Origin of the sequence: Thermogemmatispora aurantia (genome assembly GCF_008974285.1) — a bacterium.
Lineage (GTDB): Bacteria > Chloroflexota > Ktedonobacteria > Ktedonobacterales > Ktedonobacteraceae > Thermogemmatispora > Thermogemmatispora aurantia.
Window position 1 is genome coordinate 568,764 of the sequence record NZ_BKZV01000004.1, and the last position, 14,112, is coordinate 582,875.

Here is a 14,112-nt window from a genome sequence, read left to right on the forward strand (position 1 = left end):
CTGGAGCTGCCGGGGGCATGGAGGCTGTTCCCTGCAGGCCCCTCTAGCGATCCTGAACCATCGGCATCACCAGATAGGTCAGGGTGCTGCTGGGGGCACACCAGGTGAGGACCAGCGGGCGAAAGGGCGCGGTTCCGGTGATGTCCACCACCGCTGTGGGCGGCAGGCGCTTGAGTCCCTCCAGCAGATACTCACTATTGAGCAGCAGGGTGAGGTCTGCCCCTTCTACCGTGGCATCCAGGGTACTGGTACAGTCGACTTCCCCCGAGGCAGGCCGGCCCACTGTGATGCTCACCTGGCCCTGCTGGCGCGCTCCGCCGGCAGCGCTGCAGAACCGGAGCCAGACTCCATTGGCTCGCTCGCGGGCAAACACTCTGGCAACCTGGAGCTGTCTCAGGAACGGACCCACCTCCAGCTGGGCACGCATGTCAGCAGTCTGCGGTAGCGCCGCCCGGTAGTCCGGGAAGGTCTCTGGCGACAGACAGGAGAAAAGCTCCAGCTGCTCGATCTGGAAGAGGACTCCGTGGGGCCAGGCCCCGATGGTGACCGTTCCCCGACGGGGCAGCAGTCGCTGCAGGGGTGCCAGGGACGTGGCCGGGATCAGGAGCTGCGGCCCCGCAGCCTGCCCGTCTTGCTCACCCTGATGGCACTGCCCGGCGTCCTGGCCGACGTTCACGGCAGGGGAATGAATCGTGTGGATGGCCATCCGAAACTGGTCACACGCTACCAGGGTGAGCTGCCCCGGCGCAGGCACGTCAAACTGGCACAGGACTCCTTGAAATGCGGGGCAGGCCCTCTCTCTGGCTGCCGCAAAGAGCACCTGCTGCAGCCCGCTCCGCAAGGCTGGGGCGCTGACCGTTGCCCTCCAGGAACGCGGCATGGCCAGGTGCCTCGCCATCCCGGGAAAAGGCGTCGGGTCCTCCCCGGTGAGCTTCACGCACAGGTCTGAGATCAGAAGCGTGATCTCGCCCAGGGACTCGCGTATCTCCACAGACTGCCCCGAGGCGGGAGCGTACGGTCGCAGCGCCGCCTGCAGCTGCCGGGAAGGAAGCAGGATCTGGCCTTCCTCCCAGATGCGTGCCTCGGGAAGATGCACACACACGGCGAGCAGTCCATCAGAACTTTCCAGTTGGACGCCGTCGGGGCCGGCAGTCAGGCACACGTGCTGCGCCCAACGTCCACTCCGGGCCTGTGCCAGGGTCAGGGCACGGAGACAGGCCTGGACAGGAATGCTGATGTGCATCAGATCTCCTTTCTCTCACAGAAAATGCGGTCGGTTTCCTCATGTCGTGGCCTGGACAGCCTCACAGATGAGCCTGCGATGGCAACCAGCGTGTATCGAGTAAGAGCGCCGTGGGCAGGCATACCAGCGCCTGGTCGATGCAGGTGCGATGCAGCGGGGCGCCATAGCCCACGGGGAGCAGGACCCGTGCCAGGGGAAGGGGGACGCTCTCCCGTGGGGTTTCTCGCTTCATGAAGCTCCTCCCTGATCTGCTCTCCCAGGGTCTGGAAACCCTGGCCTGTCTGTGACCAGGGAAGCGAGGTCAGGCGCCAGGTTAGGGCAGCGACCCCCTTCCAACACGGCGCGCACCTGCCAGCCGAGCCACCAGGTGTAGTGCGGCGGAATGGCCTGCGCCAGCTCGGCCTGGCTCATCCAGGGAAGCCCCATCGCCCGCCGCCCCTGGGCCACGCTGGTGGTGGCCCGTTCCTCTCGCTGCCGCTGCCGCTGCAGCACCCACACTGAATGCCCATAGACGCCATATCGGCAGACCTCGTGGTGGCAGGGACCTGGCGCAAAGAGGAGGAGATTACTCTGGAAAAGTCGATGACGCCGAAGGGGAAGACCGAACATGGAGCCACAGAGCAGGAGGGCGGAGCGAAGCACCGGGTGTGCACCCGGCACATTCTCCAGGACGAACGGCTTGTCCAGCGCCTGCAGTCGCGCCAGGGTGGGATGGACCCAATCCGGGTGGCGGGTCCGGTCCGGGGTCCGTGGACTCCACCGTTGACAGGGAGGGGACGCATGGATCAAATCCACCTGATCCTGCACCTGTTCTAGCCAGGTCAAGGCATCTCCCAGGAGGAAGCGAAACGGATAGCGCGGTTGCGGACGGCAATCCACCCCGATGACCTCGAACCCGGCCAGCGCATAGCCCCATGCGGCTCCCCCGGCTCCGCAAAAGAGATCGAGACAGACCGGCCTTTTCCAGCGCCTGCCAGACGAGCTGGCGCAGTCTCTCCAGCTCGGCCTCATGCAAGGGGACTTGTTCTCTTCTTCAAGGGAATATTCATGAGCATCAATAATCATCTGTTCCAAGAGCGCATCATTCATGGCCTCTTGCAAGATCTCGTCCATCGTGGCGAAGTCGCCGCGCTCGATGGCGCTCAAGGAGGCAAAGAGGGTCCTCTCGCGCGCCAGCTGCTCGGGAGACGGCGGCTCCATGTGGCGCTCGTGGTCTGCCATCCTGTTTCCTTCCTTTCGTTTCAAGTCGGAGACGTGCCACCAGCTCCTCCAGATGCTCCTGGCGAAAGAAGGCGGTCAGTCGACGGGCTTTCAGGTTGCAGGGCAGCACCTCCAGCCGGCCCGTGCGGCGCGCCGCCAGCTCCATCGCCTGCCGGTAAGCCCGACTCGTCGCATACTCCAGGCAGGCCACGTAGTGCTCTCCCCAGCGCTCCAGATAGCGGGTCAGCCGCCCGGCCACCAGCTCGATTTGTGGCTGGTTGCTTCCCTCCAACCGGAAGTCGTAGCCCAGCACCTCGGGGACCTGCTCCCACTCTTCGGGCACCGGCCCATACAGGCCCGAGAGCGTCACCCAGTGAATGCCGTGCAGCCGGTCACCGAGTGCCGCCTGCAGCCGCTGCTTCGCAGCACGAACGAACGGGGGAAGTGCATGGGAGGCAGGCGGGAACAGGATCTGCCGATCGGGAGCAGCGCCGTCAGGACCTGGCTCCGACTCGCTTGGGGCATAACCTGTAGTCTGGCCCTTCCAACTCGACCACGCGCGCCTCAGCAAGGAGCCGCGAGACGCCCGCGGCCCCCAGCCAGGCCAGGAGCTGATCCGGGCGATGGTTGGCCGTCACCACGGTCGCTCTCCCACTCTGAAGCCGCTGATCCAGCAGCCGGTAGAAGATTTCCTCACGGAAGTCGCTTGGCTTGGGCTTATCCAGATCATCCAGCACCAGCAAGGGCGTCCGCATCGCTTTCTGAAGGAGGCGCAGGTAGTCCTCGTCCTGGCGCAGCAGCACCTGGATCTGCTCGAAGAGCGCCACCGCTCTGGCGAACAGGCAGGCCTGTCCTGCGGCCACCCGGGCGCGTGCAATGGCCGCCGCCAGATGGGTCTTGCCCACCCCAGGGGGGCCGACCAGCAGCAACGTGCCCTGGGGATCATGCGCAAACCGCTGCGCTTCCTGCAAGGCGAGCTGGCGCTGCCGCACGGTCTGGGGCGTATCGCCTGGGCGCATGTCGAGCCGGAACGTTTCGAATTGCCCGGAAGGACCCTGGGCTGCTTGCGCCGGCGCCAGCCAGCCAAAAAGCTGGCTTGCCAGCAGCTTGCTCCGCTGTTCCTCCAGCAGGATGCGCTGCTGCACCCGCCACTGCTCCGCGCTGGCGTGCACTTCGCAGCCGCAGCGCAACCGGAGCCAGCGCCCATCGTCCAGCGCGAGCGGCTCGACAACGGTCCCACAGGTAGGACAGGTCCAGCGGGCCTCCGCCTGCGAGGTCGCTACCCGCTCCGGGGAGAACCGGCTGGCCAGCCGCGCCGGCACGCGCAGGGCGGCCCCCAGTCGCGTGAAGGACCCCATTCAGCTCCCTCCTGCAGCGGCACCTGGCTCCTCGGCCTCGACCTGCTCAACCTGGCACGCTGCTTTCCAGGCCTGTCGCTGCGCTTCGACATAGGAACGGTACTGGGCCATGGGATCAGACTGCCAGGCCGGTTCTACGGGCAGATGCGAGCGCGTGCCCCGCCTGGGGGGCCAGCGACCGCTCTCCAGCCCGGCAGCGCTCGCCGAGCCTGTCCCCTCCGACCCGGCTGCAACCTCCTGCCTGGAGGGCACCGGCGCCTGAGCCTGCGCGGCCTGCACGCGTTTGAGCCAGCGGCGGAAAAAGCCTGGCGTCAGCCGCTGCTGCCGCTGATTGCGCCGCGGGTCCTGGATATATTCGGCACATTCGACAGCTTCTCCGCGCACTGCTGACCAGCCCAGCGTCGCGGCAAATTCTTCCAACACCTGGCAGAGTTGCCGCGACGCCGGGAGGCCCAGGATCTCGGCAATCTCTTGACACAGAGCAGCGTCGACGCCGCTGTCGACGCGAGGGGCTGCTGGGCCAGGGAAGGGGACTACCTTCGGCGAGGCGCTGGTCGATCCTGCGCCAGCCGCCTGCTTCGTCACCAGTGATGCTTGTTCTCGTTCCCTTTCTGTTTCCTCTTCTCTTTCTCTTTCTCTTTCTCTTTCCCCTTCCCCTTCCCCTTCTTCTTCTGACTGGGGTTTCCTGGGGTTTTCTGGAAAATCCTGGGAACCCCAGGAAACCCCAGACCCGGAACAGCCAGCTCGTTCTGCCAGGACTGGCTCGGCCACGGGCTCTTGCTCCTCCCATGCTGGCGGGGGCGGCAACTGGGAGGGCGTGGGCTTGCTCAGCGATTGCCACTGCTTCCAGGGTAGCCACTGATAGTACTGCCGGCGCCCTACCTGGTAGCGCAGCAGCAACTCCCGCTCGACCAACTGGCTGAGCGCCTCCTCCACCGCGGCCTCGCTCACGTTGAACAGCCGCGCCAGCAGGCCCACATGGGCCCGCCCGCGCCCCTCATCATCGGCTTCGAGGATCAGCCCAATGAACACTACGCGGGCCTCGGCAGACAATTCAAAAAACTCAGGCTCTTTCAAAATCGCTACTGGAATACTACGGCTTCGCGCCATGTCACCCTCCTTCCGTCACTCAAACAGCAGCAATTGTCCCGCCTCCAGTTGCGCCTCCCGCTGCTTCCTCCAGCGCGTCTGGCGGGCATGCTCCACATGCTCATCAATGTCGTAGCGTAAATGGCAGCGTTGACAGAGTGCTGCCAGGTTCTCGGGTCGGCAGTCCTGCTTGTCGCGCTTGTCGGCTGGTCGGCCATCGGGGAAGGGCGTGCCCAGATGAGCCACCGTGAGCACCACCTGATAGCGCTTGCCGGCAGTGCTCACCCGCTCTTCCCCCTGAGCGGCACCGCACCACTGGCACCGCCAGCCGGCCCGCTCCCGCGCCGCTCGGGAAATCTCTGCCCAGTTCGGGGGATACCGCTGACGATCCATTCCCATCGGTGGATGGTCTCCTTGATGATCCCGCTTGTCGGATCTCTCACCCCGGGTGGTGAAGGAAGAAGGTGAGAGCATGCGATTGCTCCGTAAAAAGCTTGACGGACGCCGCTCCTGATGCTCCTCTAGAGAGGGGGCCGTCGGAACGTCACGTAAGCCCGATGAGGGATTGGAAAGACGAGTCGGGTCAGCTCGCCGATCGTTCCCTCCCCCACGGAGGCCTCGCTGACGTTGAACCGCCGCGCCAACAGGCCTACAGCGGCCCGACCGCGCCCTTCATCAGCAGCCTCCGCGCTCTCTCATCGGCTGATCACCCGTGGTGATCGTGACCTCCCCACGCCCAACTGCCTTCCCGAACCCTGTCACCTCTCCCTTCCCATCCCGAGCCACCGCCGTCAACCCGTCCCGAGGCGAGGCGGCCCCTCGTGCTGCTGCTCTTGCCGCTGTTGCCGTTCGCTTCGAGCATCCCGGCACCCGGCTTCCCATGCAGCGATGCTCGAAGGGCCTCACCAGCCACCGCAGGGCCACAGGAGCTGGCATCATGACCGTGTAACAGCGGTCAGCGGTGACCGCTTTTTTGGGATGCTCGAAACGGCTTGACGGACGCCGCTCCTGATGCTACCCTAGAGAGGGGGCGGTCCGAACGCCGCCTAAGCCCGATGAGGGATTGAAACCGCGCTGCTGGCTGATCTGCTCTTGCGCGCAGCGCAGCGTCCGAACGCCGCCTAAGCCCGATGAGGGATTGAAACGCACTGACGCAACCCACGCTTGACCGTCACGGCCTAGGTCCGAACGCCGCCTAAGCCCGATGAGGGATTGAAACCTTCTGGCAGCCAGTCAATACCTTGCTGGATCAGGACCAAGTCCGAACGCCGCCTAAGCCCGATGAGGGATTGAAACCGAAAGGGCCAGGGTGAGAGCAATTTCGACAGGGACTGCGAGTCCGAACGCCGCCTAAGCCCGATGAGGGATTGAAACGACGACTTCTTCCGCTCGTCCTCAAGGCCCTCGAATTCCGTCCGAACGCCGCCTAAGCCCGATGAGGGATTGAAAGCACCCAGGGCAGTGGGACACGGAAGGAGAAGGAGACAGACCCCGCCGAGTCACGGACCAGCCAGCCCCCCTCTTCCCACCTCAGCCGCCGGAACCCACGGATCTGCTCCTCGCGCTCCTCGGTCAATTCCCAGGGCAACTCCTTGAGCGAGAGCACGTGCTTGCGAAAGAGCGGTCGATGCAGGAGGGGATCGAGTTTGAGTATTCGGCGCTCCGCGCAGTCTGCTGTCGGCTCTAGCGTCAGATACCCCTCCGCATCCGGCTGATCGCTCCGGCTCCAGCCCGTCTCTTCCAGAGAGCGCAACTCCCCTTCCTCTGTCACTACCATGCCCCGGATATACTGCACCTGGTAGAGCGTCACGGTCTGGTCCGCTGTCTCCTGCACCCAGGGGCAGGCACGCGCCAGGACCTCTGCCTGCCGCTCTGCCAGTTCGGCACGGGCCACCTCGTCTTCGGCCTTCAGTGCCTGCCACCGGGCATGTTCCCGGCGCGACGCTTCGAGTCCAAAGAGCAGCCAGCGGACGAACGACTCGGGGGGGAGCCAGCCGGAGCGGGCAGTGGCGGCATCGACCCGCTCGCAGCCAGCGATCCCATACCAGCCTTCATCACGAAGGGTGATCTGCCAGTCACACTGGCTGCAGCCAAAAGGCTCGGGCAGCCGCAGCTGGATGGTCAGGGAGTCTGGATACGTACGAAGCCTGCGCATCCAGGGACGCATCACAGACGGGAGACCACTGCGCTCCAAGAGGGTGAGCGCCTGCTCGAAGCGCTCCTGGGCCTGGTGCTCGGCCTGGCGGCGCTCCGCTTCTTCCTCAGCAGCCTGGGCGGCTTGCCTGGCGCGGAAGGAGCGCTGCTCTTCTTCGTAGACCTCGCTGGCACGTTGGGCCAGCGCCTCTAGCTCCTCATTCATGTTCATGGGATGCTCCTTTCTTGCTGGTGCCATCCTCGTGTGCCCCAGAGCGAGGGGATGCTCTTCGCATCCCCTCACCTGGCCAGGACTAGAACGGCTGGGTATCGTCCAGGTCGTCCAGCGCATCCAGGTCGCCCTCGTCTGCTTCCTCCTGCTCGTGGAGGGGACCGAGGCGCCCTTCCGCCATCGCGCGCAGGATGGCTACCTGCCCCCGGGCGCGCTCCACCGCCGTGGCTGGCTGCGGCAGGGGAGCACCAATGAGCCGGCAGAGGGTGGGCAAGCCCGCATAGGACTGCGAGAAGAAGGTCCGCGCCGGTTCCTGCAGATCGATCCCCAACAGGACCGGGACCCCCACCCCGAGCCGGCGGCTCGCCCGGCGCAGTTGCTCCTCATCCCAGGCCCAGTTCCAACTGATCAGGAGCTGCCCCCGGACCTGCTGCTCGAAGGCAGGCCAGACCGTTGCCAGCTCGGGGGCCTGCTCTAGCTGGGCGGGCGTCAGTCCATTGTAGGTCAGCGCCGCCTGGTCGTACCCCTGTTGGGGACGGATCAGCTGGTCGAAGACCGTCTGTCCGTCGCTGGGGCGTACCAGCACCAGCCGGAGCAGCTCCGCGGTGCTTCCCAGGCGGGTCGTGTCTACTTCCAAGATGCGGCTGGTGGGGAGAGCCAGCAGCGCCTGGGCCCAGGCCATGCGCTCGGGATCGGGCAAGGCCGGCAGCTCGTTGATGGTCTGTTCGAGCGTCTGCAGGAGGGTTTGCAGGTGGCGCCGCTGCGCTAGACGACGCTCCACCTCGGCGAGGGAGAGCGGGTGAGGCAGCGGTTCCATGACGGTCGCACCCAGCTGCTCGATCTGGCGCAGGAGTGTCGTGAGGTGTTGTAGGTGGTCCATAGAGCTCCTTTCTCGACCCATCGCATGGGCACGATGGTCCGCTGTGGCAGAAGGGTGACTTGATGTGGGCTGAGGAAACCCTCAGAAGATGGGGCGCAGCGGATTGACCTGCGGCGCCGGCAAGGGGTACCAGTCCAGGCCCCAGACCTGGCGCAGGCGCGCCCGGATCTGCTCAGCCCGCTCCGGCGCCCGTCGGGCGGCATACACCCAGAACCGACTGCGGTGCTCCGGGGCCGTCGGGTCCTGCTCGCGCGCCTCCGGGTCCTGGCCCGAGAGCCAGATCACTTCCGTGCCTGCCGCGTCCGTGTAATGATACTGAGCCGGCAGCCATCCCCAGCGGCGCCGGCAGGCTGGCAGGCGGAAGGTGAGCCGAAAGCCTTCCCGCTCCAGGAGCGTGCTCACCTGCGAGCTGACGAGACGCATCTGTACGTAGGCCGTCCAGCCCACCTCGGCGGCAGGCTGCTGCTGCTGAGGACGTTGGGCCTCGTGTCGAGCGGTCATACGAGCCTCCATTGCCTCATATGGGACAGGACATCATGGATGTAGGCCGCCGGGTCGTTGCCGTCTGCCGCCGGCGCATACACCGGCAGGATCTGCTCGACGGTCAGCAGCCCCCGCGGGAAATACTCCCGCGTCAGTAAAGCAGCGAAATCCGCGTAGCTGGCTGGCCAGTCAGGATACCAGCGGTACCCGCCCAGGCAACGCTGCCAGCCTGGCGTACATCGAATATTGCCGAGAGAATGGGTCAGGCGGGCCACCCCCAGGCGGCCAAACTGCGACTCGTGCCAGAACACCGCCAGGGCAAAGGCCGGATTGATGCCGGCCTGTACCATGTCGGCAGAGAGGGCCTCCCCCGTGCCGCAGGCCGGGCTGTGCGCCTGACACAGCAGCCGATCGATCAGTGCGCGGTCGATGGTGGGCGGCCCCTGGACCCGATCCAGCCCGCCACCGGCGGCGGGTGCTCGGTGGCCCGGCACCTGATCTGGCCCGGGCGATGGCGTTCCCGCTGCCGGCACGCTGGCCCCGGCACAGATGGCCAGCGCCAGCAGCCCCCACAGCAGGGCAAAGCTTCCCAAAAGCAGCATCACACGTCTCATCGGACGCCTCCTTCCTTGGGCTGGAGGGAGCCTCGCCGGCTCACAGCCAGGAGGCGAGCCAGAGCGCCCCGACCAACAGCAGCGCTCCGATCAGCCAGAGCCGCTGCTGCTGAGGACTGACCTGGGGGAGATAGTGGCAACGCCTCCTGGAGCCGGGCGATGATCTCCTGGATGCGGGTGATGGTCTGCGTCTGAGTCACGGGTCTTCCTCCTGTGGATGATAGGGTGTGAACACGAAGAACCGGGTCAGCGTCGCGGCGGGACGACGCTACGAGATGGCGCGCAGCGGTGACCGCTTTTTGGGAATGCTCGAAAGAAACGGGTTGACGGACGCCGCTCCTGATGCTACGCTAGAGAGGGGCCGTCGGAACGCCGCCTAAGCCCGCTTAGGGATTGGAACAGGAGAACGAGAGGGGGCGTCCTGGCCGTCGCTGCATCAAGCGACGCAGCTCGGCCCGATACCGCCGGCGCGTCGAGGCCGGAAACCGTTCCACGGCCTCATACCATTCGTTGAGGCCACACAAGAGGCCCCCTAACACGATCATTCTGGTCCCAGCCACCCGCCGGCGGTGGGACTGCTCAAACCAGAGTGGCGCGGTATACCGGTCGTAGCTTCGACCTGCCAGCAGGTCCAGGACCTCCAGCGGCAGGATCGAGTCATGGCGCTGACAGATCACCAGTTGGATGGATGGCCCTGTCGCCAGATGTAGACGCTGCCGCCAGTAATCCGACGACCGAACCAGCGTCATCGCCAGCAGCTCCCGGCCATCGAGCTGGACCTGATACAGATGCCTGCCCGCTGGACGAACCTGCAGATTCAGCGATGGGGCCAGGCGCAGGAGCAGGCGATCAACCAGCTCCCGCCTGGGGGAAGGGGAGGAATAGCTCGGCATCTCTCTGCTCCCGGCTCAGGCCAACATTGGGATTAGAGAATTCGGCGCAGCGTGCTCTGCCCGCCCTGCCCAGGCGCCGGCAACTGCAATCGCTCTACCGTGCTCTCCACTACCGTGACCGCCGCCTCGCCAATCTTGCCCTCGATCCGGTTGAGGACCTCCTCTCGCCGCCGGCGGAGGGCCATCTCTTCTTCCCGCTGCTGCCTCCTGATCTCTGCTTCGTTGAAGGCTTCCTCTATGCGGATCTCTGCCCGGCTCAGCGACTCAATCGCTTCCTCTTTCTTGGCCTGCTGGGCCAGGAATTTCTCTAGCGTCTTGCGCGAGTAGATCGCCATGAACACGGCTGCCGCCACATCGAAGAGCGAGGGGGCGATCGAACGGAAGAGGATCATTGTCTGCTCCGCCGGCCTCACCCCTCCCGGAGTCAGCTCGGAGAGCAGCCAGTATTGCGTGTAGGCACCGCCAATCGCGAAGCAGACAAACAGACTGATTGCCGCAAAGAGCAGCCAGACCATCCGCCGCTCCTGCTGCGACCGTCCAATGGCGCGGGCAATGGCCAGCACCAGCGCCGCAAACGCCTCCTCTATGAAGATGGCCATCAGATACACACCCACCACCTCCGCATCCGCCCGCCACGGCCCCACAATGGCCGCGGCAATGGCAATCCCGATGCAGCCCGCCAGGATCACGCTTCCCACGGTGAAGAGCACCGTGAACAGAAACACGACCGCCCGGACCAGGATCGACTCTTGATCTTCATCAAAGGTCTCGATGAGCTGTTCCATCCGCTCTCGTCGGCTCAGCGGCTCCTCGGGCGGCGGAGCTGGCAACCGTTCCTGTGGCAAGAGCGGCTCTTCGGGTGCCGCGGTCGCGGTGCGCAGAGCACGCAACCGCCTCCTCCAGAATGCCATCCATGCTCTGAGCGAACGTCTCATCTTTCTTCCTCCTTCCGGGAATAGAGCGTCTTTCCCATACCATCCTGGGGAAACCTCCAGGAAAAGGGGGCGTCTCCCCTCCCGTGGCAGGTCGGAGTCGCCCCTTTCCGCTCATGCAGCGCTTCCACCTCGCTCGAAATGCGCCCAAGCTCCGCTCACCTTCCTCATCGGCTCGGGTAAGCGCTGCCAGCAGGGTTCCCGGTCCAGCGCTCAGGACAAGGGGTCCATCCCCTCCCCGGCTGCGACCGTTCCTTGCTGTCTCACCTCGCGTCGTCGGGCTTTGTTGGCCTTGCGTTGGGCGGCCAACAGCAGACGCTCCGCATTCAACTCGGCGCGCATAATCCGCTTGACCACGATCGCCTTGATATCAATAAACACCTTCTCCATGTAGGGCGATTGCGCCCGCGCAATGCGCTGATCCATCTCATCCCGCAAGTCCCGAAGAAGCTGCAGGTCCTCTGCCGAAATCATCGAAAGCACCTCCTGTAAAAATTGCTCCAGCCTCCAGACCCTTTCCTTGCCGTTCCAAGGAAAGAAAGCACGACCGGCCCGGCCCGCTGCATCGACCCAGACCAGACCGGCTGGCTCCCTGCTGGCGGTGATCCCGCTGGACCGAACCGACCGAACCACCGCCAGCCGGCAACCAGCCCGTTGCCAGTCAGTCTTCTTGACTTGCCTGCTCCGTCAGCTTGTCCTCTCTGAGCTAGCGCAGCAGCGCCCAGATGAGGCCCGCCAGCAGGAACCCGAACAGCACCCACCAGTGGGCTGCCCGCCGCCACAGCGCCAGCCCCAGCACGAGCTGCAGCGCTGCTGCCGCCAGCAGGGCTATGCCCAGATCCGCCCGCAGCGTCGCCGCCCACGGCGGCACGCGCACCAGCAGCACGCCGCCCACCAGCTCGGGGAACGTCAGCGCCACCAGCCAGGCGCCCAGCCGGCGCAGGCGCTTCCCCAGGCTCGGGCGCGCCGGCAGCGGTACGGCAGGAAACGGCGCCATCAGCCCGCGGGTCTGCTTGTCCCTCGATGAGGAAGAGAGCATGCGATCTCTCCTTTCTTGTCTTGAAAGGCAGCTTATGGGGGATTGAAAGACAGAGGAGAGATTGAAACACACCTACTGTGCAGAGACTGGCCTCCACCCCACATGAGGGTCGACCCCGTTTGCTTTCAAGCACCGTTCCAGCGCAATTGCGGACCCTGTCCGAGCCACGCATTCTAGCTGGATGTCCCCACCCCAGCGGCTGAGCGTGGCCTCGTATCCGCTCCCTGAGCATGCCACCTTGGCGGTGATGATCTCTCCCCCACGTCTATACTCCTCATAGCGCGCCTCGGTACTTGCTGCCAGCGCCTCTTGTAAGGTCATTGGTTCTCCCTCCTTTCTGATCTTCTCGCCCCTTCGTCCTCCAGCCATTGGCTGGCTCGCCTAATCAGCCATGCCTCCTGCTGACTGGTCAATGCTGCCGCCTCCTTGGCCGGCCACCAGCGGCCTCCAACCACCTGCGCGGGCGCAGGGATCAAAGCCAGGTAGGCCGCCACAGGCGGCCAGAGGCCCAGTAACCACAGTCGCTGGCCCGGACAAGACCCTGCCAGCGACTGGAGGAGGGCCAGCGCAAGCTTGCCCGTGTGGGCACCCGCCGCGCACACGGCGGCAGGCAGAAGCCATGCTCCGCGGCGGTCCCGCAGCAGCCAGATGTTCGGCTGCTGCGGATCACCGCGAAAGATAAGCAAGGCAACGCGCGAGATCTGGCTCATCTCCACCCCCCTGGCTAGAGCCACCCGGCCTGCATCGCACAGCTCAGGCAAAGCCTCTTGCGCGGAGGAGGCTCGTCGACCTGCTCAATGAAATGTGCTCGGCAGTAGTGCGCCTTACAATGCCAGCATTGATGCGATGCTTCTCGCCTGCAGCCCGGCTCCGCGCAGCGGCCCTGCTCGCCCTCGCCCTCGGCCTGCCGCTTCCAGATCGGTCCCCATGCTGCAGCCATTAGCGGCCCCCTTTCTCGCGCTGCTGCGAGCGCCACTCTCGCCCTCGTTGGCGCGCCGGCGTCCAATACCCCACGCAGATCGCATGCCGGGTCTCCGGCTCTTGAAGACCGGAGACATTACCGGCATAGTCTTCCACTCGGCAGCAGGAGCAGACTGGCCGCCTGCAAAATTCGCAGATCTCCTCTGCCTCAGCGCCGCATTGCGCACATTGCATGGAGGAATGAGAAGACAATCGAGATGACATCTCTGGCTCCTTTCTGGTTGGAGCCAGGCGCCGAGGGGGCCTTCCCTGCGACCGCTGCTCCCTCCTCTGCGGCGGCTCCCCGCCGGGGGTTGCGCCCTGAGAGAGCCGGGGATATACTGGAGAGAGGAAAGCAGTCGCCAGGGTGGCACGACCCCCCCGGCGCCTGGCCTGCTGCGGATGGGGGCGCGCCAACGGGTCGCCAACCAGCCAGCGCACCCCATCCATCTTAGGGTCTCGTCGCCCGCCTGGCCCGGCGATCGTGCAGTTGCCGGGCCAGATCTTGGGCTACTAAGAGCTGGATAATTTCTTCGAGGCTTGTTTCCTCGCCAAATTGGTCCCCCAATACCTCCCTGACCGCTGGAGCCATGCCGAGCGTGGCGAAATTGCCAAGCCGTATTTGGTACTGCTGCAGCAAGGCAATGAGGGACCGGCATCCATCGGGGGAAGGGGATGCAGACATACGACACCTCCTCTCGAACGAGGGAAGACGGAAGGAAGGGAACGAGGAAGGAAGGAACGAACTAGAGGCTCTGAACCAACAAAGTGAACGCTTGTTCTCCAGACAATATCTCGAAATGCGGGCATTCCGCCCATGCCGCGAACCGCACCGCCCACCGGGGCAGCGGCTGCCAGCGGCGAGGGGACTCCAGCGCCGGCCCATAGGACCCTGCGGCGCTGTCTACTCCGATGAGTCTCCCACTTCGCTCCGAGAGCCAGCGGGCCAGCGGATGATCAAAGCAGCGTCCCCGCTGGCCAACCTGCTCCGAGGCATGCCGCAGCAGCCAATCGGCAAAGTCATCCAGCGAAAGCTCCATGTCTGCCTCCACTTTT

The 14,112-nt window shown here is 65.2% G+C and carries 18 protein-coding genes and 1 CRISPR repeat array; of the genes, 2 read left to right on the forward strand and 16 right to left on the reverse strand.

Annotation, left to right across the window (positions count from 1 at the left end):
* Positions 1-43 precede the first annotated feature (43 nt).
* From KTAU_RS14805 to KTAU_RS14825, 6 genes are all read right to left on the reverse strand, one after another.
* A complete protein-coding gene (locus tag KTAU_RS14805; RefSeq protein ID WP_151729099.1) occupies positions 44-1,243 on the reverse strand; it encodes a DNA polymerase III subunit beta in 1,200 nt (399 codons plus the stop codon).
* A gap of 61 nt (positions 1,244-1,304) precedes the next feature.
* A complete protein-coding gene (locus KTAU_RS21645; RefSeq protein WP_170293322.1) occupies positions 1,305-1,475 on the reverse strand; it encodes a hypothetical protein in 171 nt (56 codons plus the stop codon).
* Positions 1,472-2,464, reverse strand: coding sequence for a DNA cytosine methyltransferase (locus tag KTAU_RS14810; RefSeq protein ID WP_151729100.1), 993 nt, complete (start codon positions 2,462-2,464; stop codon positions 1,472-1,474). The genes KTAU_RS21645 and KTAU_RS14810 overlap by 4 nt, the downstream gene beginning before the upstream one ends.
* A 473-nt stretch (positions 2,465-2,937) precedes the next feature.
* On the reverse strand, positions 2,938-3,801 hold the full coding sequence (locus KTAU_RS14815) for an ATP-binding protein (protein ID WP_151729101.1): 864 nt from the start codon (positions 3,799-3,801) through the stop codon (positions 2,938-2,940).
* Complete coding sequence (locus tag KTAU_RS14820) at positions 3,802-4,911, reverse strand: winged helix-turn-helix domain-containing protein (protein ID WP_151729102.1); 1,110 nt, start codon at positions 4,909-4,911, stop codon at positions 3,802-3,804.
* A gap of 15 nt (positions 4,912-4,926) precedes the next feature.
* Positions 4,927-5,289 carry an HNH endonuclease gene (locus tag KTAU_RS14825; RefSeq protein WP_151729103.1) on the reverse strand — a complete coding sequence of 121 codons (363 nt, stop codon included), beginning with the start codon at positions 5,287-5,289 and terminating at the stop codon, positions 4,927-4,929.
* Between the two features lie 634 nt (positions 5,290-5,923).
* A CRISPR array of direct repeats spans positions 5,924-6,340; the repeat unit is 37 nt; unit sequence GTCCGAACGCCGCCTAAGCCCGATGAGGGATTGAAAC.
* Positions 6,341-6,817: 477 nt separating this feature from the next.
* Here KTAU_RS14825 and KTAU_RS14830 point away from each other — a divergent pair.
* Positions 6,818-7,237: a hypothetical protein gene (locus KTAU_RS14830; protein ID WP_151729104.1), complete on the forward strand. Its 420-nt coding sequence runs from the start codon at positions 6,818-6,820 to the stop codon at positions 7,235-7,237.
* A 100-nt stretch (positions 7,238-7,337) separates the two neighbouring features.
* Here KTAU_RS14830 and KTAU_RS14835 read toward each other — a convergent pair whose 3' ends face one another.
* The 4 genes from KTAU_RS14835 to KTAU_RS14850 all read right to left on the reverse strand — a co-directional run bounded on the left by KTAU_RS14835 (position 7,338) and on the right by KTAU_RS14850 (position 9,432).
* On the reverse strand, positions 7,338-8,135 hold the full coding sequence (locus KTAU_RS14835) for a 3'-5' exonuclease (RefSeq protein ID WP_151729105.1): 798 nt from the start codon (positions 8,133-8,135) through the stop codon (positions 7,338-7,340).
* 81 nt (positions 8,136-8,216) lie between these two features.
* A complete protein-coding gene (locus tag KTAU_RS14840) occupies positions 8,217-8,636 on the reverse strand; it encodes a hypothetical protein (protein WP_151729106.1) in 420 nt (139 codons plus the stop codon).
* On the reverse strand, positions 8,633-9,232 hold the full coding sequence (locus tag KTAU_RS14845) for a glucosaminidase domain-containing protein (protein ID WP_069804496.1): 600 nt from the start codon (positions 9,230-9,232) through the stop codon (positions 8,633-8,635). Before KTAU_RS14845 ends, KTAU_RS14840 begins: the two co-directional genes overlap by 4 nt.
* On the reverse strand, positions 9,229-9,432 hold the full coding sequence (locus tag KTAU_RS14850) for a hypothetical protein (RefSeq protein WP_151729107.1): 204 nt from the start codon (positions 9,430-9,432) through the stop codon (positions 9,229-9,231). Before KTAU_RS14850 ends, KTAU_RS14845 begins: the two co-directional genes overlap by 4 nt.
* 27 nt (positions 9,433-9,459) lie before the next feature.
* On the opposite strand from KTAU_RS14850, the gene KTAU_RS21650 reads away from it, so the two are divergent.
* A complete protein-coding gene (locus KTAU_RS21650) occupies positions 9,460-9,612 on the forward strand; it encodes a hypothetical protein (RefSeq protein WP_170293323.1) in 153 nt (50 codons plus the stop codon).
* Between the two features lie 6 nt (positions 9,613-9,618).
* On the opposite strand, the gene KTAU_RS14855 is transcribed toward KTAU_RS21650, so the two are convergent.
* From KTAU_RS14855 to KTAU_RS14880, 6 genes are all read right to left on the reverse strand, one after another.
* Complete coding sequence (locus KTAU_RS14855; RefSeq protein ID WP_151729108.1) at positions 9,619-10,125, reverse strand: hypothetical protein; 507 nt, start codon at positions 10,123-10,125, stop codon at positions 9,619-9,621.
* Positions 10,126-10,157: 32 nt separating this feature from the next.
* The gene (locus KTAU_RS14860; RefSeq protein WP_151729109.1) at positions 10,158-11,060 is read right to left on the reverse strand and encodes a hypothetical protein; all 903 of its coding nucleotides are present in this window, start codon (positions 11,058-11,060) and stop codon (positions 10,158-10,160) included.
* Between the two features lie 210 nt (positions 11,061-11,270).
* The gene (locus KTAU_RS14865) at positions 11,271-11,531 is read right to left on the reverse strand and encodes a hypothetical protein (RefSeq protein ID WP_151729110.1); all 261 of its coding nucleotides are present in this window, start codon (positions 11,529-11,531) and stop codon (positions 11,271-11,273) included.
* 232 nt (positions 11,532-11,763) lie between these two features.
* Positions 11,764-12,096 carry a hypothetical protein gene (locus KTAU_RS14870; RefSeq protein ID WP_151729111.1) on the reverse strand — a complete coding sequence of 111 codons (333 nt, stop codon included), beginning with the start codon at positions 12,094-12,096 and terminating at the stop codon, positions 11,764-11,766.
* A 317-nt stretch (positions 12,097-12,413) separates the two neighbouring features.
* On the reverse strand, positions 12,414-12,806 hold the full coding sequence (locus KTAU_RS14875) for a hypothetical protein (protein WP_151729112.1): 393 nt from the start codon (positions 12,804-12,806) through the stop codon (positions 12,414-12,416).
* A 701-nt stretch (positions 12,807-13,507) separates the two neighbouring features.
* Positions 13,508-13,741: a hypothetical protein gene (locus KTAU_RS14880; RefSeq protein WP_151729113.1), complete on the reverse strand. Its 234-nt coding sequence runs from the start codon at positions 13,739-13,741 to the stop codon at positions 13,508-13,510.
* Positions 13,742-14,112 lie beyond the last annotated feature (371 nt).